Genomic DNA, 21981 nt, shown 5'->3' on the forward strand with positions numbered 1-21981 from the left:
GTTGATCCATGAAGTTATGTCTGAGTCCTCCCTATTATATAGAAATGGTGCTACATTTAAATTACTCGGGTCATTTGCATTTGGTGTGATTTGTATTTCCGTATTGCTTATGGCTTTTACTGTGGGTACATTTGATGTTGGACCTGTATTATCTACTGTAAAACTTCTAGTTATTTCATTTGATTTGCCACCTTTATCATCTTCACACCATATTTTTATATTATTATTACCTTGGCTCAGACTATCATCTACAGATATACCATAATTGCTAAAGCTTTGAGTGTTACCATTAGCTAAAAAACTATCAATATTTATATTTTCATGTCCTAAAACCGGGTTATTTGACCTATCTAATATACTATAGTAAACTGTTAAATTATCACCAGCATCATCATCCTTTACATTTCCTTTTATTGAAATGCTATTGTGACCTACTTTCTTACTAAAATATTCATTTTGGAAAGGTTCGGTTATATTTATTGTTGGGTTGCTGTTGTCTGTATATTTTAGTGTTACTGTATAACCGTAGTAATCATCATATCCCCCTTTGTAGACTGTTCCTGTATATGATTGTTTCCATCGTCTAGTGTCGGGCTTGTATATACGTCCCCTATAACTTATCTCCCATGTATTGCATCTAGTTTTAAATATATCTCCTACACTTGGATGATCTGGCCAATCATAGTTGTCATGTCCTCCGTTACTGCAATTTCTATCTCCTAATACACCCGTATATCCATAGTTGTCTGTATAAGAAAATCTTGAACTTTGAAGGGGATGATTTGTAGTTTCACCTACTCCGCATCCATGAACATGTTTCCACCTTGGATCATCCCATTCGTATGAATTGTCGAGATAATCCACATCATAATCACCAGGTCTATTTATTCTAGTAACTTTTTTTCTTTCGTACTCGTTAACATATGTATTCATAGTTATTTCTTTATTATCCCCCGGAGTTCCTGATATAAATAAACTACTACCGGTTTTATTTATGGTTCCTGAGTATTCACCATCGTCATATTGCATTGTAGAAGAAAAACTACTATTCCCCTGTGTTTTGGAATCTGTAACTTGCTTACTATATTTCTTCGGATTATATTCTTGTCTACTAGGACTTCCCCCACTAACACTGAAGGTTATATTTTCACCATCCACGGAATGCGATACATTCCCTGTATTTACAGATACATCTACTATACTCTTTAAATTAGGTATAGTTATAGTCTTACTCTTACTTTGATTCATGTCCTCAGTAAAATTTATAGTCATGGTTTTAGTTACGGGATCAGCATAACTTGGGTTAATTAGAAACCCTTGACTGATCACTATAACACATAACATCACAACTAAAACCTTACCTAAATTAATATTTTGCAAATATCCTTTGAATATACTATGCACACTAGTGATACTTAACTTCATAAATATTCCCCCCTGGATCTTGTATTTTAATATATTTTGTTGAATATTATCAATGCATATCATATTATACATGTTTATGTTTGTAATATTTTGTCATTTTTAGTTGAATGAGGATATTTTTGTGATATTTACTTTTGTAATCGAATCCCTTTTAGAGGCTAATATAAAAGATGAGCTAAATATTTTAATAAAAAATTTATGTTCTCTGGTTAGTCCAGTACTTTTATTTAGTTTAGGAAAGAAATTTTGCCTGATATGCCTGCAATTATGGAATTATACACTGATAGGTAGATTAATATAAGCAATAACTTATTTTTTAGAATACACATTTGATCTTAGGGTTTCTATGCCCAAAAATAAAAAGGCCTATAATTTATCTGTAGGAATATTTTTTGGCATAAACATTTTGACAGTGACACTTTTTTCTATCTTCATCTTCTTCAAATATACTTTGTCTATTTATTCCTCTCAATATTATATACTCCTGTTTTACTTTTTTTGCGTGCTACTCTTGGATATCTATTACCCCATTATTATTTTAACAAGTTGTCCTAACGGAAGCGATAACTCCGTCCCCCGATTTAGTATATTATAATATATTAGCCCACATAAAAAAGGACAGAATTTCAACTCTATTCTATCCTCTACTAAACTATTCCTAATTCGATTTATAATAAAAAAGATAGTGACTAAGCTCCCCCACCAGGGCAATCTTAAAACATCATCAAGGGTCTTAGCCCTTACTCCATAGGTATTCTTATAACCTGTCCTGGAAAAATATCATAGGATCTTAGATCATTTATTATACCTATTTCATATATGGACCTTCTTACATCCTTATGCTTTGGAGAAAGTTCTCTTGCTATATCCCATACCGTATCTCCACTTTGTACAACCACTTCTATGTACTCAGGCTCCTGGTAGCCTTCTACTCTATTTATCAAAGCTAACATGCTTGATATTGTAAAAAATAAAATAACCATTATGAATATCATACTTAACATAAATCTTTTCTTGTTAACAATAACAACCTTAGTCATTTCATCTCCTCCAAACGTTTGTTCGCGTATTGATAATTACATTATATTCGAACAAACGTTCTTTGTAAAGGGTTTTTATCGAACTTATGTTTGAATAGTTTATATATATATGTTATAATATAGCAAATAGCAATATTGTGAGGTGCTACTATGAGTTTAGATTTGACTAAACAACAAAGCAAAATATTAGATTTTATTAGAAGCGAAGTTGATTCTAAGGGGTATCCTCCTTCTGTTAGGGAGATCTGCCAAGCAGTGGGATTAAAATCCACTTCTACTGTTCATGGACATCTAAGAAGGCTTGAAAAAAAAGGTTATATCCGACGTGATTCTACAAAACCAAGAGCAATCGAAGTCTTGGATTCATCTAATGATATATTCCCAGATAAAAAAGAAATTGCACATATACCTGTGATAGGAAAAGTTACTGCTGGTGAACCAATTTTAGCCGTCGAAAATGTAGAAGAGACATTTCCAGTTCCAATTGATTTCATTGAATCTGGTACATATTTTATGCTAAAAATTAAAGGTGAAAGTATGATCGATGCCGGGATATTAGATAGTGATTATGTACTTGTTAAACAACAACCCATCGCAGAAAACGGAGAAATAGCCGTAGCTTTATTAGATGATTCTGCTACTGTAAAAAGATTTTTTAAAGAAGAGGACTATATTAGACTACAACCTGAAAATAAATTTATGGAACCTATAATAGTAGATGATGCAAAAATTCTTGGAATAGTTAAGGGAGTTTTTAGGAAGATACAGTAAAAAAGCGTCTTAGTGACGCTTTTTTAGTTCAAAGTTCTAAGATTTTTCGGGTCATACTTTGTGGCTTTAAAGACAAAAATCATTTGTGAGCAATAATTTTTTTAGTGTAGATATGTGTTTCATCAAAATCTCACATCTCTATAGTAATAACAACTCAACCTGCATAAAATGATCTATGCAGGCTTTGAACTAACCTCCAACAATCCCTTGTCATACATACTCTGTAGTCCCTTTAAAACACCAAACTTTGCATGTTCATAGGTAAGCCCGCCTTGAAAATATGCTATATAGGGTTCTTTTATGGGAGCATCGGCACTTAGTTCGATTGATGATCCCTGTACGAAGGCTCCTGCCGCCATGATTACAGGGCTATCATAGCCCGGCATATCCCAAGGAACCGGCGTAACATAGGAATCTACTGGTGCAGCACTTTGTATTCCTTCGCAAAATGCTATAACCTTTTCTGGAGAATGAAGCTTTATAGCTTGTATTATATCGCTTCTCTCATCATTTGGTTTTGGGCAAACTTCATATCCTAGCTTTTCAAATACCCTTGCACAAAGAATAGCACCCTTCAATGCCCCAGTTACTACCTCTGGAGCAATAAATAGCCCTTGAAACATGTTTCTTGTTAGGCCAAAGGTAAGCCCACATTCTTTTCCTATACCAGGGGAAGTCATGCGAAAAGAGATCAAATCTATTAGCTCTCTTTTCCCAACAATATACCCACCCGTAAGGGCTAGTCCACCTCCAGGATTCTTGATCAACGATCCTGCCATTATATCTGCTCCTACATCTGTTGGTTCTTGTATTTCTAAAAATTCTCCATAGCAATTATCCACCATGATTATTATATTTTCATTTATTGCTTTAACCCTATCTATGATATCCTTTATACCTTTAATAGTAAGGGCTTTCCTCCATCCATATCCAGTTGACCTTTGGATGTATACCATCTTGGTTTTGTTAGATATACTTTTTACTAAGCCTTCTATATCAACCTCTCCAGTGGAAAGAAAATCTATCTGCTTATATCCAACTCCAAATTCCTTTAATGAGGATTTATTTTCATTTCTAATACCTATTACTTCTTCTATAGTATCATAGGGCTTTCCCGTTGCGGATATGATCTCATCACCTGGTCTTAATACACCTGTCAAGCATAGAGTCAGTGCATGGGTTCCATTTACTATGATTGGACGAACTATTGCATCTTCAGTATTAAAAACATGACTATATACCTTTTCCAAGGTCTCTCTACCAGCATCATTGTATCCATAACCAGTATTCCAATTAAAATGAGTGTCACTGAGCCTATTATCCTGCATTGCCTTTAATACTTTAAACTGATTATAGGACTTTATTTCATTGAGATTTTCGATTTCCTCAGCTATTTCCTTTTCCGTTTCTTCTACTAGAGTTATAATTTCTTCATTCAAATCAAACATATTTAGTAAAAAATCCTTAGTTGTTTTCATTGTAACGTCACCCTTCATTTTCAGTTTCAATTTTTACATAAAAATACGGCTCAAAGGCCGTATTCAGGCTGTCTAACAAACCGAATTTCTTCGTTGTTGCGTTGGCTAAGAACCCTTACGTATGTCCATATACGCTACGGCCTCTTAGTTTCAGCACGCCTCGAACTTCGAATTGTTAGACAGCCTGTCACCTTGTAGACAAAGTCTACAATCTGAAATACGGCTCAAAGGCCGTATTTCTTTATACTTTTCACCTAAAACTTTAGGCTTTACCTATTGCTTTTGATTATTATTTGATAAAAAGTTTACCGGCTTTGAAGGTAGTATGGTTGATATAGCATGTTTATATATCATCTGTTGCTTACCATCACTTTCGATTACTATTATGTAACTATCAAAACCCTTTACCATTCCTTTGATTTGGAATCCATTAACAAGGAATATTGTAATCGGTACATGCTCTTTCCTAACTTGATTTAGAAAAACATCTTGTAGATTTAATGAAGATTTCATATTTTATCTTTACCCTCCCATAAGTAATAATCTCTCAACCCAGATTATTCATAGAAAGTTTGAAAATATTTAAGGTAATTTTGATTTCTAAGGCGTTTATCAAATTCGAAGGCATACCCAAACGGTACGTCAAGAATTTGATGAATGTCTTAGAAACAAAAGAACGTAGCAGAGTTTTGAATTTTCTATGAATAATCTGGGTTTAATATTTTATTCTATAAAAACTTAATATTCCCTTCAACAAACTGAATAATATCATTAATTATTTTTTCTTTATCTGAATCATTATCAATATTAAACCATTTCATGTTTCTATATCTTTTAAACCATGTCAATTGTCTTTTAGCATATCTTCTTGTATTTCTTTTTATAAGCTCAATAGCCCTTTCCAAATCATATTCCCCATTTAAATAGGCTATGACCTCTTTGTATCCTATGCCCTTCATAGAAATATCTTCTACCTTTAATCCCATTTCCACTAGTTTTTTTACTTCATCAATCAATCCACTACCTACCATAATATCAACACGTTTATTTACTCTTTCATATAATTCTTCTCTGTCTCTATTCAGTCCAATAAGTATATAATCATAATCCTCACTTATCTTTAAATCCTTGCTAAAGTCTTTGATACTTTCACCCGTTGAATAATATACCTCTAAAGCTCTAATAACTCTCCTAACATTATTGGGATGTATTCTTTCGGCTGTATCCTTATCTACCTCCTTTAGCTTACTATGTAGGTATTCAATACCGTATCTCTCATATTCACTTGTAAGCCTTTCCCTTATGGAGTTATCAGATTTGGCACTTGAAAAATCCATATCATAGATCAATGAATTTACATATAATCCAGTTCCACCAGCAACTATAGGAATTTTATTTTTTGAAATTATTTTATCAATATATTTCTTTGCTAAATCCCTATACTGTGAAACAGAGAATTCTGTACGAGGATCGATTTCATCGATTAAATAATGAGTTACTCCTTGTATCTCTTCTTTGGTAGGCTTAGCGCTACCAATATCTAAATATTTATATATCTGCATTGAATCGGCTGAAACTATTTCTCCATCTATTTTTTTTGCGACTTCAATGGATATGTCGGTCTTTCCTACAGCAGTCGGTCCAGCAATAATTATCAAAGGCTTCTTCATAACACACACCTACTTAAGTTCTTAAAAATTTTCTTTCTATTTCTGATTTTGAAATCGAAAAAACTAATGGTCTACCATGGGGACAAGTAAATGAATTTTCTAGCTTTTTTAGATCATCTATTAGTTTTTCCATTTCAATCTCCCCAAGTTTATCAGCAGCTTTTATAGCATTTTTACATGACATTTGAATTATTCTTTCTATTTTAAATTCATAACTGTTTTTAGAATCATCATTTAAATTTTCAGCTATTTCTTCAAAAAACTTTTTAGCTACAGGTGCCCCAAATAAAATTGGTACCTCCCTTAATATAATTGTATTATAACCAAATTCTTCTATTTTGTATCCCAATCTCGCAAAAATATTTTTATTTCCCATAATTCTATTTTTATCAACATAGTTTAGTTCAAGAACTATGGGCTCAAGTAATATCTGGGACAACATCTCACTTTCTAAATAGCTTTCCATAAATCTTTCATATAGTATTCGCTCATGGGCTGCATGTTGATCAATTAAAAGCATCTGATTACCTTTCTCACAAATTATAAAGGTTGAAAACAATTGGCCAATTATCTTTATATCGTCTAGTAAATGCTTTTTATCACTACGGGGTTCTTCTTTCCTAGGCAATATGACTTCTTCTTGTTTTTTATTTACAAAAATTTCGTCAAAAATTTCTCCTAATTTCTCTTCTTTACTTCTTTCCCCTGCATCAGACTTTATAATATTCTCTCTTATTGTTTCCTTGTATCCTTCATGCTGAATGGCATCTTGTCTATTAATATCCACATTTTCTTCATATTTTGGCTCAACAAAGGGTATGTTTTCCTTTGTGTGAGTATCAATACTTATTTGTTCAGATACTCTATCAATATCTACTTTATCAACCTCTGAATACTGGAATTTTTTTTCTTCCTTATCATTAGATTTATTTCCAATATTAACATCGGGTATTAGGTTTGAATTTAATAAACTTTCTTTAAGACAGTTTACAATAAAATTTAATATCCTTTTTTCATCTCTGAATCTTATCTCAGTCTTAGCCGGATGAATATTAACATCTACTTTATTAGTTGGGATATCTAAATATAAAAAGCAAATAGGGAACCTATTAATAGGCAATAGAGTATTATAAGCCCCGTCAATGGCCTTTAAAACAACTCTGCTTCTAACATATCTACCATTTACAAAGCATATCTGCAATTGTTTATTTCCCCGTGTAGCCCTTGTATTTGATATAAATCCTTTAAGCCTTACTTCTTCATCCTCATAATCAATTTCAATTAAATTTTGAGCAATCTCTCTACCATATATGGTATATATTGTACTATAAAGATCGTTCTTTCCTTGAGTAGTAAATATATTTTTATTATTAACTATATATCTAAATGAAACCTCAGGATGTGACAATGCAATATTATTAACTATAGTACCAATATAATTTGTTTCAGTAGCATTGGACTTTAAAAACTTATGTCTTGCGGGGGTATTATAAAATAGGTCCTTAACAACAAGGGTTGTCCCATTAGTGCAACCAATGGAACTGCTCCTAATTATTTCCCCGTTCATAAGCTCTGCTTTTATTCCGTATTCATCATCTGAAGTCTTTGTGATAATTTCAACATTGGACACCGATGCAATACTGGCTAGGGCCTCACCCCTAAAGCCTAAACTTTTTATATCATATATTTCTTTGTCACTATAAATTTTACTGGTTGCATGTCTTTCAAAGGCCAGATTTATATCTTCCCTATCAATTCCCTTGCCATCGTCAGAGATTCTTATATAGGATTTCCCAGCATCCTTAATCTCAATAACTATTGATGATGCATTTGCATCAATCGAGTTCTCTAAAAGCTCTTTTATTACAGAAGCAGGCCTTTCCACAACCTCTCCCGCAGCAATTTTATTTGAAACCGATTTATCGAGCCTTTTTATTCTCCTAATCATATTTTATCACCCTACATCCCTTTAAGGTATATGAAAATAAATAACAAGTCAAATATACGAGTATACTAGCTAGTTATTTATTTGAATATGCCTAACCTTTTGAACTAATCTATAAAGTTCGTTCATAGCATCTATTGGGCTCATATTAATTATATCTATTCCCTTTAATTCAGCTATTATTTCATTTTTATCTATATCAAAAAAATTAATCTGTTCTCCAACGTCTTCTTTAACTGGATTTTCCACCGTCATGGCTACTTCCTTTACAATCTCCTGATTAACTTCTTCCCTGTGATTTATGTCGTTTCTCTCCAGTTCCCAAAGTATCTTTTTAGCCCTAACAACAACCTCATCTGGAAGCCCAGCAAGCTTTGCCACCTGTATACCATAACTCCTGTCTGCACCACCACGGATTATTTTTCTTAAAAAGATGACGTCATCTCCTACTTCCTTTACAGAAATACAATAGTTTTTTACTCCCCTTAGCTTTCCTTCGAGTTCAGTCAATTCATGGTAATGTGTAGCAAACAATGTTTTAGCACCAAGGATTTCAGAATTACTTACATATTCAACCACTGCCCACGCTATACTTAAGCCATCGTAGGTACTTGTTCCCCTACCTATTTCATCTAGGATAATCAAACTATTTTCAGTGGCATTATTTAATATGTTGGAAAGCTCACTCATTTCAACCATAAAAGTACTTTGTCCTTGAAATAGGTCGTCTGAAGCCCCTACCCTTGTAAAGATTCTATCAACTACCCCTATTTCCGCTTTATCAGCAGGTACAAAGCAACCAATCTGTGCTAATAAAACATTAAGGGCCACTTGCCTTAAGTAAGTTGATTTACCAGCCATATTAGGGCCTGTGATGATATAAAATCTATTTTCATCATTATCTAATACCGTATCATTTGGGATAAAGATTTCATCACCAGCTACCCTTTCTACCACGGGATGTCGAGCATTCTCTAGTCTAACGTTCTTGGAGTTATTTACTATGGGCTTATTAAATCTATATGTATAGCTTACCTGTGCGAATCCAAGCAATACATCCAATCTAGAAATGGACTTTGCAGTAGCAATTATACGATTTATTTCTCCTAATACTTTATTTCTCACTTCCCCAAATATATTATACTCTAATTTTACAATTTTTTCTTCTGCACCAAGTATTTTATCTTCTATTTCCTTCAGCTCATCCATAATATATCTTTCACAATTTGCTAATGTCTGCTTTCTGATATATCTATCGGGTACATTCTTAATATTTGACTTAGTCACTTCAATATAATAGCCAAAAACCTTATTAAATCCAACCTTTAAAGATTTTATGCCCGTATTTTCTTTTTCCCTACCCTCTAAATCCATAAGCCATTTTTTACCGTCTGTTATGGCACTCCTAAGCTCATTCAATTTTTCATTGAAGGTACTCTTTATTATATTTCCTTCCTTTATAGAAAGAGGAGGGTCTTCCTTTATTGCAGCATCTATCAGTGAATAGACATCCCTTAACTCATCAATTTCATCAAAAATATTTACTAATTCACCCTTCACCTTTCCTTCGAGCTTATTTTTTATAACCGGTATGACTCTAATGGAATTTTTTAATGCCATCATATCCCTAGCATTTACAGTCCCATATACAATTTTAGAAGATAATCTTTCTAGGTCATATATGTCCTTTAGTAATTCCCTTAATTCATCCCTAAGTAATATGTCTTCATGAAGAAGCTCAACAGAATCCAGCCTATCATTTATCTTTTTTATATTGATTAAAGGTTCCTCAATCCACTTTTTTAATGTCCTTGTCCCCATTGAAGTACACGTTTTATCAATAACCCAAAGAAGAGAGCCCTTCTTTTCCTTACCCCTTAAAGTCTCAGTTAGTTCAAGATTTTTTCTTGTAAACTTGTCCAAAATCATGAAATTATTATGATTATACATATTTATTTTATCAATGTGCTTCAGTGGAACTTTTTGAGTTTCATAAATATAATCTAGTAAAGCTCCCACAACTATTATACTGTGTCTTCTATCCTGAAGACCAAAGCTATCTACAGAAAAGATATTAAAATGTTTCTTTATCATATCTTCGGCATTCTTAATTTTGAATGCCCTATTGTAATGGGGAGTAAAAATGATATTATTTAGATTTTCTAATTTTTTGATTTCATCCTTCTGATATTCAAAATTTTCACTGATTACTATTTCCCTTGGATTAACCTTCATGATTTCATCTAAAACTTGATTCTTTCTATTTATATCCTTAAATTCTGTGGTCTTAAGCTCCCCCGTTGTTATATCCCCATATGCAATACCGATTCCATCTTCATCTTCATAAAAGGTCATTATGTAGTTATTTGAATCTTCATTTAACATACTGGGATCAATTATAGTTCCCGGAGTAATTATCCTCACAACTTCTCTTTTAACGATTCCTTTAGCCTGGGATGCTTCTTCTACCTGTTCGCATATGGCAACCTTATAACCTTTATCAACCAGTCTTGCTATATATGTATCGGCAGAGTGAAAAGGCACTCCACACATGGGGGCTTTTTCACCTAGTCCACAGTCCCTACCCGTGAGGGCGATCTCTAGTTCCCTTGAAGCAAGCTTTGCATCTTCAAAAAACATTTCATAGAAATCTCCAAGTCTAAAAAAAAGTATATGCTCTTTATAGTTCTCCTTTATGTCCATATATTGTCTCATCATTGGAGTCAATTTAGCCATGTGAAATCCTCCTAATTATTGCTATTTCCTTCATTATATCTATATATTATAACATAAAAAATCATAATTAAACCCATCATATATAGAGAGTTTGGGGTGAATTTTAATTACAATCTCTATACTAATAGATCAAATTATGATTCATTATTATTTTATGGCCTTGAAAATGTAAATTTTCAAGATTATTTATGCTCTCAGTATATTAAACTCTCTCCTAACTATAATAAATACCCAAATTATTATGATAGCATCTATACACATTGATCCTAAATATACCCATTTTATTCCATAAAGCCTTGGTAAAATAAGCATTACAGGTATATAAAATATTAATTGACGAGATATCCCCATTACCGTTGCCGGTTTTCCATTATCAATTGCAGGGAAGAAAGTCATGGACATGAATACCATAGGTAACAATGGCAGTATCGCCATGAACACTCTAAAATTAAATATACTTGCAGCATCAAATATTTTGTTTGGAAACATAAACCCAAGTGCGCCTTGAGGGAAAAACATCATAACTAACCAAAATGGAAGCATCATTAAAACACTACCTAAGGCAAATATTTTAAAGCTACTTATAACCCTATCATTCTTATTTGCCCCATAATTAATACCTACAACGGGCTGTAATGCTCTCATAAGCCCAAATATCGGTGTCAGTAATAAAGTAAATATCCTATATACTGCACCATAAAAGGCTAAATCGTAGGTTGTTCCATATCTAGATAAAGCATTAAATACAACAATAGCCTGTACCAAAGTCATTACCGTCATTATAAATGATGGTATCCCCATTGAAAAAATAGACTTGGTAATCTGTTTGTCTCTAATTATCTTAAATGGATGAGCATCAAAGGAAGCTCTATCCTTTTTAAAATAAAGGAGTCCCGTAACAGTGTATGCAAACATTCCTATATTTGTCCCCCAAGCTGCTCCTGCTACTCCCATATCGAGAATAACAATAAGAATATAATTGGCAATAATATTGATAATAAGCCCGGCCCCCATTATTACTGCCGCTGACTTCATTTTTCCTTCCGCACGTATTACCATATTTCCCGCCAGCCCATGTATCCAAAAAAGTGAACCTAAAACTGTTATCTGAAAGTAAGTTTTGCCTAAAGCTAAGGGCTCGCCAACACCTCCCATTACTTTAACAAGAGGTTCAGCTAAAAACCAAGCTATAATCATATAAACAATACATGTTACTATGGATAAATAATTTACATTTCCCATCAATTTTTCCTGAGTATCTGTATCATCTGCTCCTAGTGCGATACTCAAAGCAGACCCTGCTCCCACACCAATTAAAGAACCTACCCCTAAGGTTATCTGTGATAAAGGATATGCTAGGGAAACCCCCGCTAACGCTGCTTCTCCCACAAATCGTCCTACAAAAATAGCATCAAATACTGAGTTGAGTCCATATAAAAGCATAGCTATTACTGCTGGCCATGAAAGCTGGAACATAACTTTCCATAAACCTTCATTTAAGATCATATGTTTCTGTTTATCTTTTTCATTTATTTCCGTTTTCATACTATCACCTAATTTCTTGGATTTTTATTTTTACCTCCCATTTAATATATATTCCAGGCAAAACTCTAATTAATTATATATCCAAATAATGGTTTTGTCAATAATGATTATCATTATCACAATTGGTTTAAAATGGTTCTTCTATCAATATAAAAAACTAGACCCATGTTTACTCCCATGAATCTAGTTTGAATTTTCAAATAAGGATATTAGTGAAAACTATTTTATATCTTTTTACAGCCTCCACAACCTTCACAGCCTTTTTTAGTACCTAAAGAAAGAATCTCTTTATCAATACTTATATAATCTTCCATTTTGTCATACAGATTGCTCTTTAGTATCATAAAATCATCTAACGCAGAATTCAGTTCCTTTATCACATGATTCTTTTGAATTTGTTCAAATAGTACAGTTAATTCTCTTCTCAATTCAGCTATATCAATGTCATAACTATACTGGGATGAATTTAATATAGTTTGTTTGCCTTTAAATTTCTTTATAAGCTCCCTAGCTTCATTTTCTTTTTTAAAATTTTTTTCTGCTTCCATTAAACGAATATATTCCTTTGAAGAAGCCATTGCTTCTCCTAATTTAGCTGCTAAATTCATAGGTTCCATATATTATCACCCTCTATTCTACAAGCTCTCCATATAATGAAAAGGTCTTTGGATCTGTTATTTTTATATGACAAAGGTTACCTATTAATTCCTTTGGTCCATCAAAATTTACAACCTTATTTGTCCTAGTTCTACCCATCAGTATATTTTCATCATTTTTACTTACACCTTCCACTAATACCTCTACCACATGATCTTTCAAATCTAGGTTTCTTTCTTTAACCCCTTGATGTAATATTTTTAATAGTCTGTTAAATCTCTCATGCTTAACATCATCGGGTACTTGGTCCTCCATTTCTGCTGCTGGTGTACCCTTTCTAATAGAGTATATAAAGGTGAAAGAGTTATCGTATCTAACCTTTTCTACCAGTTCTAGGGTATGGTCAAATTCCTCCTCTGTCTCCCCAGGAAAACCAACTATAATATCCGTGGTTATACTTATATCCGGTATTATTTCCCTAGTATCCTTTATTAGCTTTAAGTATTTTTCCCTAGTATATTTTCTATTCATAGCCTTAAGCACATCATTTCCACCAGCCTGAACGGGTAAATGGATATGCTCACATACTTTATCACAATCCCTAATGGCCTTTATAAGCTTGATTGAAATATCCTTTGGATGGGATGTCATAAATCTTATCCTCTCTAGGCCCTTCACTTCATTTACCCTGCAAAGCAAATCTGCAAAATCCATATCTTCTTCTAAAGTTTTTCCGTAGGAATTTACATTTTGTCCCAATAATGTTATTTCCTTCGTTCCTTTTTCAACCAATTCCTTAACTTCATCTATAATATCCCTAGGATCTCTACTTCTTTCCCTACCACGTGTATAGGGTACTATACAATAAGTACAGAAATTATTACATCCATACATTATATTTACGAATGCCTTAAGTCCATACTTTCTAATGCTTGGTAAACCTTCTATAATCTCTCCCTCTGCATCCCATACTTCAACAAGCATATTATCAGTTTGCTTGCAGTTTGAAAGCAGTACAGGGAAATTATGAAGATTATGGGTCCCAAATATTAAGTCAACAAAGGGATATTTTTTCTTTATTTCTGCAACCACATGGGGTTGCTGCATCATGCATCCACAAATAGCAATAATCATATCGGGATTCTTCTTTTTAAGATGTTTAAGTTGTCCTAGATTTCCATATACCTTTAATTCGGCATTTTCTCTAACACAGCAGGTATTAAAAATAATTAAATCAGCATCTTTGTTATCATCACACTCTATATAATTCATGTTGGTCAACATACCAGCCAACTTCTCAGAATCATGTTCGTTCATTTGACAGCCATAGGTTTTAGTAAGATATTTTTTTTTCTTGCCTGTTTCTTTGAACTCTTCTTCGTTTTTCATTCTCATTTCTTGCATCTTTTGATTTGCGAATTCTAATTCATTTGGTGATATGGTTGTTTCTTTTCTTTCCATAGTTTTACCTCCATATATAAACATATATCTTTATAGTGTATTTTTTACTATATTAGCTATTACCATTCTCAGCTATGTACATAATATCATTTTATTAGCAAAAAATCTATAAGGAGAACCCTTTAAAGATTCTCCACTAAGCCATTCCTTCTGAGAATAAATATTCAGCTATCCAATAGTTAAGATATATACTATCAGATAGCCGAAATTGGGCATATGAAAAAAATAAACAGGTCAGTTTACTAAGTGATTTTGATTATTCTCTAGCCAATGGGCCACTTGCATACCCGATGTATGTAAGTAACCTAGTATTGGAGAAAGGAATCAAAGGGACAAGTAAGATGAAGAGTTTATTTTTTTCATATACCTTAATGAATGCAAATTTTTATGTATACTATACTTTGAATTTTGTTAGTTCCTCTTGAAGTACCTGTGCTAACTCTGAAAGATGTTCACTAGCTCCTGCAATTTCATTCATTGAAGCTGATTGTTGTTGAGTCGATGCGGATGCTTCCTCTGTTCCAGCAGCATTTTCCTCGGCAATTGCGGATAAGGATTGAATAACCTCTAGGATATCAGCTTTTCTGTTCTCCATTTCCTTAATTGAATCGTTCATCGTACTAACTGAACCTCCAGCTATTTCAATGGCTTTTATAATCTCTTTATATTTATTTTCTGTTTCCTTAACGCTTTCTATCTGTTTAGATATTATGCCACTAACTTCTTTCATTTTATCAACGGCGTTTTCAGTATTTGTGGTCAATTCATTTACAATCAAGTCAATTTCTTTAGTAGAATTTGTTGATTGCTCAGCTAACTTTCTAATTTCTTCAGCAACTACTGCAAAGCCACGCCCAGCATCTCCAGCACGGGCCGCTTCTATGGCTGCATTTAGTGCTAAAAGATTAGTTTGTTCCGCAATTGATGCAATCATATTGCTTGCGCTACTTATACTCTCTGAGCTTTCATTTGTCCTTAATATAACATCAAATATCTCTTCGGTTGCTTGTCCACTTTCCTCGGTTTTATGGGTTAAGTCATCTATAACTATCATGCCCTCATCTGCTAAAGTGGATACATTAATAGATGCGTCGCTTACATCCTCCATTAAACTTTGATTTTGTTTTATAAGTTCTCCTAAGTCGTTAATTTTACCTGCTCCCAGCTCTGTATCCTGGGCCTGTTCCATTGCCCCCTTTGCTAATTCTTCGATTGTTCTAGCAACTTCCTCGGAACTTGTTGCCGATTGTTGTGACGTAGCTGTTAACTCTTCTGAAGTGGCAGCTACTTTTTCAGCCACATCCTGTGATTTCTTTATTAGATCATGAAAGTTCATTTGCATTTTAGCCAATGCATTTGTCATTTCACCCGTCTCATCTTTTCTTTTTAGAAACTTAACCGCTTCACTTTTTTCATCAAAGGTAAGGTCATATGTGCTTAGTCTTTGAATGATTTGAGATAATACCAATATTGATCGTACAGCATAATTGCTGTTATGATGAAGCACAACTCCCATAACTAAAGTTCCTATAAATGCAATAATAATCATAAATATTATTGCCCTATTTGTTTCAGCCATAAGCTCTTTTAAAGGAACAATTGTAGTATAAGACCATTTAAGGTCAAAGCCTTGAAAACTTATTGGAGTATAAAATTTATATACATCCTGCTCCATACTTTTAGACAATGATGTACTTTTAAAACTTTCTCCCATTACAACTTTCTCTAAATATTTAGCCCCTTCTTCACCTTCAAATTCTCCACCTATTTTATTTATTCTACTTGGGTCTGGATGAGCTAATATTATGCCCTTATTATTAATTAGTCTACCAAAGCCACTATCAAATAATTTAACCTTTGAATTGATTTCTGTTAATCGATTCAATGAAATATCTAATCCAGCTACTCCTAAAAACTGTCCATCAACAATAATTGGCTGTGAAAAAGTAATTGTTGTAACTTCTTTGCCATCTAGCTTGTAGGTAGCAGGTTCGCTAATAAAGGCCTTTTTTGTTGTCTTAGGAACTGTGTAATAATCATTTGTATTATATTCTTCACAGGTTTCTAATATCAGCGTATCACCACTTCTACCCCAACAAGGCAAATACCTACCACTATGATCACTTCCAGGGCTGTTAATATATTCAATATCATTTCCATCAAAGGCATTGGGCTCCCACACTGCCCAAGTATATATATAATTTTCATTATGCTTTAAAGCTTCTTCCAACATCTGATTAACAATATTTCTATCGGTTGCATTACTTTTTTTCATGTGAACTAAAATATCTGCTATTGCTTTAGTATAATCTAAAGCGTCGTCTAAAATCGCTTCCATCTCATTTGCAATATGTTTTGTTTGTAATGATACACTTTCAATTTTTATTTCTTTTTCATTTTTATAGGAATTTAACATTAAATATCCCATGGTCAATCCCGATATTAGTATAAAGATTCCAAGATTTAAAGATATCAATCGTGTTTTAAGCTTCATTATTATGTACTCTCCTTCCATCTACAACCCTATTGCAAAAAAAACTACATATAATATTATATACCATTTTCTAATAACTTTCTTTGACAAAAGTCGGATTTTGTAAAAAATAGTGGTTTTTAGTTGATAGTCTTAATAATTGGAGTGCCTACTTATAGAGGACTAAAGAGAGTATCAAATATGGAATAGAAGAGTATTAACAATTTTAGGATTTTTTCATCAAAATATGTCTATTCATCTCAATCCATAATTTCTAGAATATTCGGGGTCCATGGTCTAATCCACTAAATTCCTTCAATGAAAACTCCAAGTATTCGTTTTTTCCCTTTGGACTATCACGATAAATACTCCTAAATTTTGAAGGCGTACACTTATAGAATATTTTAAAATACTTTATTAGATATTTGGGATCAGAAAACCCACAAACCACTCCAATATGCATTATAGAGTCATTTGTTGTCAATATTAACTTACATGCATGTTGCACCATTGAGGCGTATTTTAACCACTTATATGAATGACCATACCGAACAGATATATCCTTTTTCAAGTGAGAATAGCTAATATCTAAATGTTCAGCCAGCTCCTTCAAGGAAATCTTGCCATAATTACTATTCATTTTAATTGCTGATTGATATATGGTTTTATATCTCTTAATAATTTTTTTGCCAGGCATCTTTAGGCTTTGACCACCACTAATAAAATCAAACTCTTTGCATAGATATTTTAACATCGGAACTGCACATTGGAATAAATATTCATTATTGGTACAAGCCTTTGAATCATTGATATCCTTTAGCAAGGCATCGTATAATTTTCTAAGTACGGCATATTTTTTTGGCATTTTTTTTTCATATATTACAGAATTGCATAAAATGAAAGTCGTATCAAACTCCTTAATAACCAGCCTACAAAATGATGCGTCTATATGTGTAACCAACACTAAATTTTCCATTGAACCCTCAAGTTCATGAATTTCACCTACGTTAAAAATAACCAAATCATTTTTTTTTAAGATATAATCTTTTGAACGAAATCTTAATTTTACTACACCTTTTATAACCCTAACAATAGTGACTGCATCATGCCAATGATAAGGATGTCTTTTTACTATCCTCATATACGTTTTTATGGATTTAGCAGTTAATTTTTCTATTGTAGATTCCATATTTTACCCCCATTCTATCTAAATATGTTTGCGAATACATCTAGACTGTTCACTATTATACCTTCTATGTTTTTTTCTTTCTTTGACGAAAGAAGGTGTATTTTGAAAATTATATTATTTATATGCATTCCCAAACACATGTAACAAATAGAATCTCTATTATTTTTTTTTGAAATTAAGACTATATCAAAATAGAAAATAGTATATTAGTACTATTTTACTATCAAGATTATATTAGTTTTGAGTAAATCCCCTATTAGCCTGCCAATTCCAAGGTATGCAATCTTAAAATCATATAGAAATATTATATCGTATTTATTTACAATATCCTTAAAAAAAGTCGAATTTTGTAGAAAATTAATTTATATACTAACTTAAAAGTTTAAATAAAACCATAAAAAACCACCTAGCTTTTATTTAGCTAGGTGGTTCTAAAACCCTCATTAATATATTATATAATTTTTTCCATTTCATCAATTTAACAACAAAAAAAAACATCTCAGTACCTATACCTCAAAAACTATATTTTTAATAACAATATTTGTCTCCTTAGATAGATCACATATGAAGGGGCTGATGCCCTCATCATTATATTTGAACACTTTAATTACTGGTCTTAATAGCATATCATGATTTATATTGTCAACGGTTCCTATAAAACCATTGCTCAACCTAACAACTGTCCCTATAGGGAATGGTATTATTCTTTGTAGAAAGCTTTTCACTAGATCCATATTAAAAAATCTTCCTCCTGACCCCATAAAATATTCAATAGCTTCATGGGGGCACAGGGCCTTTCTGTAGGGACGATCTGATGTTAAAGCATCATATACATCGGCAATTGATGCAATTTGAGAAAGTATATTTATTTGATCCCCTTTGAGTCCCTGAGGATATCCTGAACCATCATATCTTTCTTGATGCTGCAGGGCAATAATTCTTACCTTGGGTCCTAATTCCGTATTTTCTCTTAAGTATGCAAAACCCTTCTCACAATGATCTTGAATAATACTATATTCTTCACCGTTTAATTTTCCCTGTTTATTTAATATCTCATTTGGAACAAATATCTTTCCCACATCGTGTAGCATACAGCCTAAGGTTAAATCATACAAATCATTTCTATTAAGTCCATAGGCTATTCCTAATGTTAAGGCTAGGATTCCAACATTTACACTATGATTATATGTATAGGTATCAAGACTCTTAATATCGACCAAACTAATTAATAATTTAGGCTGAGAGAATATATCGTCAACAATAAGCTTAGCCATTTTTTGAATTTCCTCAAAGCCCATTTGATTTTCATTATTCAAATTCTTCTTTTTAAATTCATTGGTATTAGGGTCTTCTATAACAACAGAATTATTATATATGCTTGATATTGAATCTATAGCTTTCCTTCTTATTTGTGGTTTTATTATGTCATCCAGTTCCTGTTCACTATATTCATCAAAAATATATACAGAATAGAATCCATGGTCCTTAATTTTATTTATATATCTATGGGATAATTTTGTACCCTTTACTAACAAAATTTTTCCATCAGAATTATACAAATTTTGTGCTAAGAATACTCCTTCTCTTATCACAGATAATGGTACTAATCTCACTTTATCACCTCATATTACAAAAATAATTATTATAATTATAACACAAATTATAGACTGAGCAAATTACATAATTGTCTTCTACAAAAACTATATTTTTCTATAATTTGGGAATTTTAACAGCTATGCAATATATATTATCCAATTATATCAAGTGAAAGTCATCTAATTTCTTCTACTATAAGAAAATATCCTTCCAATAGATTCTTTTTTAATTTTTTACTAATTAAAAGATCCCTTAACTTTACCTTGGGATTACTTCATCACAGAGTTTACACATAAATTATATACATATTATTCTGAATATATGTTATTATAATTATAGATTCATTATTTTAACATAGGAGGTATAGTAATGAACCTATCTAAAAGAGTTACAGGAATGCAACAATCACCAATAAGAAAGCTTGTTCCAATAGCTGAAAATGCTAAAAAGCAAGGTAAAAAAGTTTATCATTTAAACATTGGTCAACCTGATATTGAAACTCCTAATGAATTTTTTAATGCAGTAAAAAATTTCGATGAAAAGGTCTTAAAATACTCTTTTTCACAAGGAATGCCTCAGTTAATTGACGCTTTGATTGATTACTATAAGAGATATGAAATTAATTTTGAACAGGATGAAATTCTTATTACGAACGGTGGTAGTGAAGCTTTACTTTTCTCATTAATAGCTGTTGCTGATCATGGTGACGAAGTATTGATACCTGAGCCATTTTATACTAATTATAACGGATTTTCTTCTGCCGTAGGGGTTAATGTTATTCCAATGACTACTAAAGCCACAGACGGATTTCATTTACCTGATAAGGCATCCATAGAAAAACGTATTACTCCTAAAACAAAGGCTATATTGCTGTCAAATCCTGGTAATCCAACCGGTGTAGTCTACACTACTGATGAGATTCAAAGGATTGCAGACATAGCAAAGGAATACAACCTATTTGTTATAGCCGATGAAGTTTACAGAGAATTTGTATACGATGACCTTCAATACACTAGTTTTGGTAACATTAAAGAGATATCAGATAGAGTAATAATCGTTGATAGTATATCTAAAAGATATAGTGCATGTGGTGCTAGAATTGGGTCAATAGCTAGTAAAAACAAAGATTTAATTAATCAAATCCTAAAGCTTTGTCAAGGTAGACTTTGTGTTCCCACATTAGAACAAATAGGTGCAGTAGAATTATATTCTGTGCCACAAGATTATTTTGACAGTGTACATGACGAATATCAAAAGCGAAGGGACATTGTATTTGAAGCCTTAGAACAAATACCCGGTGTTATTTGCAAAAAACCTACTGGTGCATTCTACGTTATAGCGAAACTTCCAGTTGTAGATGCAGAAGAATTTGTAATATGGCTATTAAAGGAATTTGATGTAGACAATGAAACTGTTATGATGGCTCCAGCTGAAGGCTTCTATGCTACACCTGGTTTAGGTAAGGATGAGGTTAGATTAGCATATATATTAAATGAAAATGATTTAAGAAAAGCCATGAATATATTAAAGGTCGGATTAGAAAAATATCCAAATAGGAAATAAGATAAACAAACTATAAAAACACCCATGGGAGAAATCCCATGGGTGTTTTTATAGTTTTAATAAATCATAATAGACACTTGTTTTACTAATGTTCTTGTCTATAAATTCTTTCATAAAAATCACATTTATCAGTGGTACAGTTATTGCCAATACAATGGATACATGTTATCATCCCACATTTTCTTTTTGAATCCTTTTCTCTACTTTCATTAATTTTTTTCATATTAAATCCTCCTCCGATATCTTGTTTATATATATATTATAATACATGTATTCATTATTGTCAATTGTATACAATTATATTAGTATAAAAATATAAATTCCCCTTATATACTGTAGGTATTTTCTTTATTAGATTAGGGAATTGCATAACTCTCACTTGGCTAAGTTGCATAATCTCTAAGGATTTTAAAACTACATGGGGTAGATGGTTTTTATAGAAAGTAATTATGCAATTTGCTCAGATAAATTACCCAGGAAAAATAACATTAA

The 21981-nt window shown here is 32.3% G+C and carries 16 protein-coding genes; 2 read left to right on the forward strand and 14 right to left on the reverse strand.

Annotated elements, in window-relative coordinates:
• Together N4A68_12805 and N4A68_12810 are read right to left on the reverse strand one after the other, a co-directional pair.
• A partial coding sequence (locus tag N4A68_12805; GenBank protein MCT4565176.1) for a hypothetical protein occupies positions 1 to 1425 on the reverse strand: 1425 nt, incomplete at its 3' end.
• Positions 1426 to 2165: 740 nt separating this feature from the next.
• Positions 2166 to 2465, reverse strand: coding sequence for a LysM peptidoglycan-binding domain-containing protein (locus N4A68_12810; protein MCT4565177.1), 300 nt, complete (start codon positions 2463 to 2465; stop codon positions 2166 to 2168).
• A 150-nt stretch (positions 2466 to 2615) separates the two neighbouring features.
• Between N4A68_12810 and lexA the strand changes: the two genes are divergently transcribed.
• A complete protein-coding gene (lexA, locus tag N4A68_12815) occupies positions 2616 to 3236 on the forward strand; it encodes a transcriptional repressor LexA (protein ID MCT4565178.1) in 621 nt (206 codons plus the stop codon).
• Positions 3237 to 3409: 173 nt separating this feature from the next.
• Here the strand turns inward: lexA and N4A68_12820 are convergent, their stop codons facing one another.
• The 11 genes from N4A68_12820 to N4A68_12870 form a co-directional block, all read right to left on the reverse strand.
• Positions 3410 to 4714 (reverse strand): methionine gamma-lyase family protein, encoded by a 1305-nt coding sequence (locus tag N4A68_12820; GenBank protein ID MCT4565179.1) that lies wholly within the window; start codon positions 4712 to 4714, stop codon positions 3410 to 3412.
• 273 nt (positions 4715 to 4987) lie between these two features.
• A complete protein-coding gene (gene hfq / locus N4A68_12825) occupies positions 4988 to 5227 on the reverse strand; it encodes an RNA chaperone Hfq (GenBank protein ID MCT4565180.1) in 240 nt (79 codons plus the stop codon).
• A 215-nt stretch (positions 5228 to 5442) separates the two neighbouring features.
• Positions 5443 to 6384, reverse strand: a complete 942-nt coding sequence (gene miaA / locus N4A68_12830) for a tRNA (adenosine(37)-N6)-dimethylallyltransferase MiaA (protein MCT4565181.1) — start codon at positions 6382 to 6384, stop codon at positions 5443 to 5445.
• Between the two features lie 13 nt (positions 6385 to 6397).
• Positions 6398 to 8332 carry a DNA mismatch repair endonuclease MutL gene (gene mutL, locus N4A68_12835; GenBank protein MCT4565182.1) on the reverse strand — a complete coding sequence of 645 codons (1935 nt, stop codon included), beginning with the start codon at positions 8330 to 8332 and terminating at the stop codon, positions 6398 to 6400.
• 69 nt (positions 8333 to 8401) lie between these two features.
• On the reverse strand, positions 8402 to 11065 hold the full coding sequence (gene mutS / locus N4A68_12840; protein MCT4565183.1) for a DNA mismatch repair protein MutS: 2664 nt from the start codon (positions 11063 to 11065) through the stop codon (positions 8402 to 8404).
• A gap of 186 nt (positions 11066 to 11251) precedes the next feature.
• A complete protein-coding gene (locus N4A68_12845; protein ID MCT4565184.1) occupies positions 11252 to 12610 on the reverse strand; it encodes an MATE family efflux transporter in 1359 nt (452 codons plus the stop codon).
• A 224-nt stretch (positions 12611 to 12834) separates the two neighbouring features.
• The gene (locus N4A68_12850; protein ID MCT4565185.1) at positions 12835 to 13227 is read right to left on the reverse strand and encodes a YlbF family regulator; all 393 of its coding nucleotides are present in this window, start codon (positions 13225 to 13227) and stop codon (positions 12835 to 12837) included.
• A 13-nt stretch (positions 13228 to 13240) separates the two neighbouring features.
• Positions 13241 to 14668 (reverse strand): tRNA (N6-isopentenyl adenosine(37)-C2)-methylthiotransferase MiaB, encoded by a 1428-nt coding sequence (miaB, locus tag N4A68_12855; protein MCT4565186.1) that lies wholly within the window; start codon positions 14666 to 14668, stop codon positions 13241 to 13243.
• A gap of 394 nt (positions 14669 to 15062) precedes the next feature.
• Positions 15063 to 17162: a methyl-accepting chemotaxis protein gene (locus N4A68_12860; protein ID MCT4565187.1), complete on the reverse strand. Its 2100-nt coding sequence runs from the start codon at positions 17160 to 17162 to the stop codon at positions 15063 to 15065.
• Between the two features lie 253 nt (positions 17163 to 17415).
• Positions 17416 to 18330: an AraC family transcriptional regulator gene (locus tag N4A68_12865; GenBank protein MCT4565188.1), complete on the reverse strand. Its 915-nt coding sequence runs from the start codon at positions 18328 to 18330 to the stop codon at positions 17416 to 17418.
• A 506-nt stretch (positions 18331 to 18836) separates the two neighbouring features.
• Entirely contained in the window at positions 18837 to 19943 is a 1107-nt protein-coding gene (locus tag N4A68_12870; GenBank protein MCT4565189.1) for an HD-GYP domain-containing protein, read from the reverse strand.
• Between the two features lie 352 nt (positions 19944 to 20295).
• On the opposite strand from N4A68_12870, the gene N4A68_12875 reads away from it, so the two are divergent.
• On the forward strand, positions 20296 to 21489 hold the full coding sequence (locus N4A68_12875) for a pyridoxal phosphate-dependent aminotransferase (GenBank protein MCT4565190.1): 1194 nt from the start codon (positions 20296 to 20298) through the stop codon (positions 21487 to 21489).
• A gap of 85 nt (positions 21490 to 21574) precedes the next feature.
• Here the strand turns inward: N4A68_12875 and N4A68_12880 are convergent, their stop codons facing one another.
• Positions 21575 to 21712, reverse strand: coding sequence for a hypothetical protein (locus N4A68_12880; protein ID MCT4565191.1), 138 nt, complete (start codon positions 21710 to 21712; stop codon positions 21575 to 21577).
• Between the last annotated feature and the right edge of the window lie 269 nt (positions 21713 to 21981).

The organism is Maledivibacter sp., from assembly GCA_025210375.1.
In the GTDB taxonomy this organism is placed as follows: domain Bacteria; phylum Bacillota; class Clostridia; order Peptostreptococcales; family Caminicellaceae; genus JAOASB01.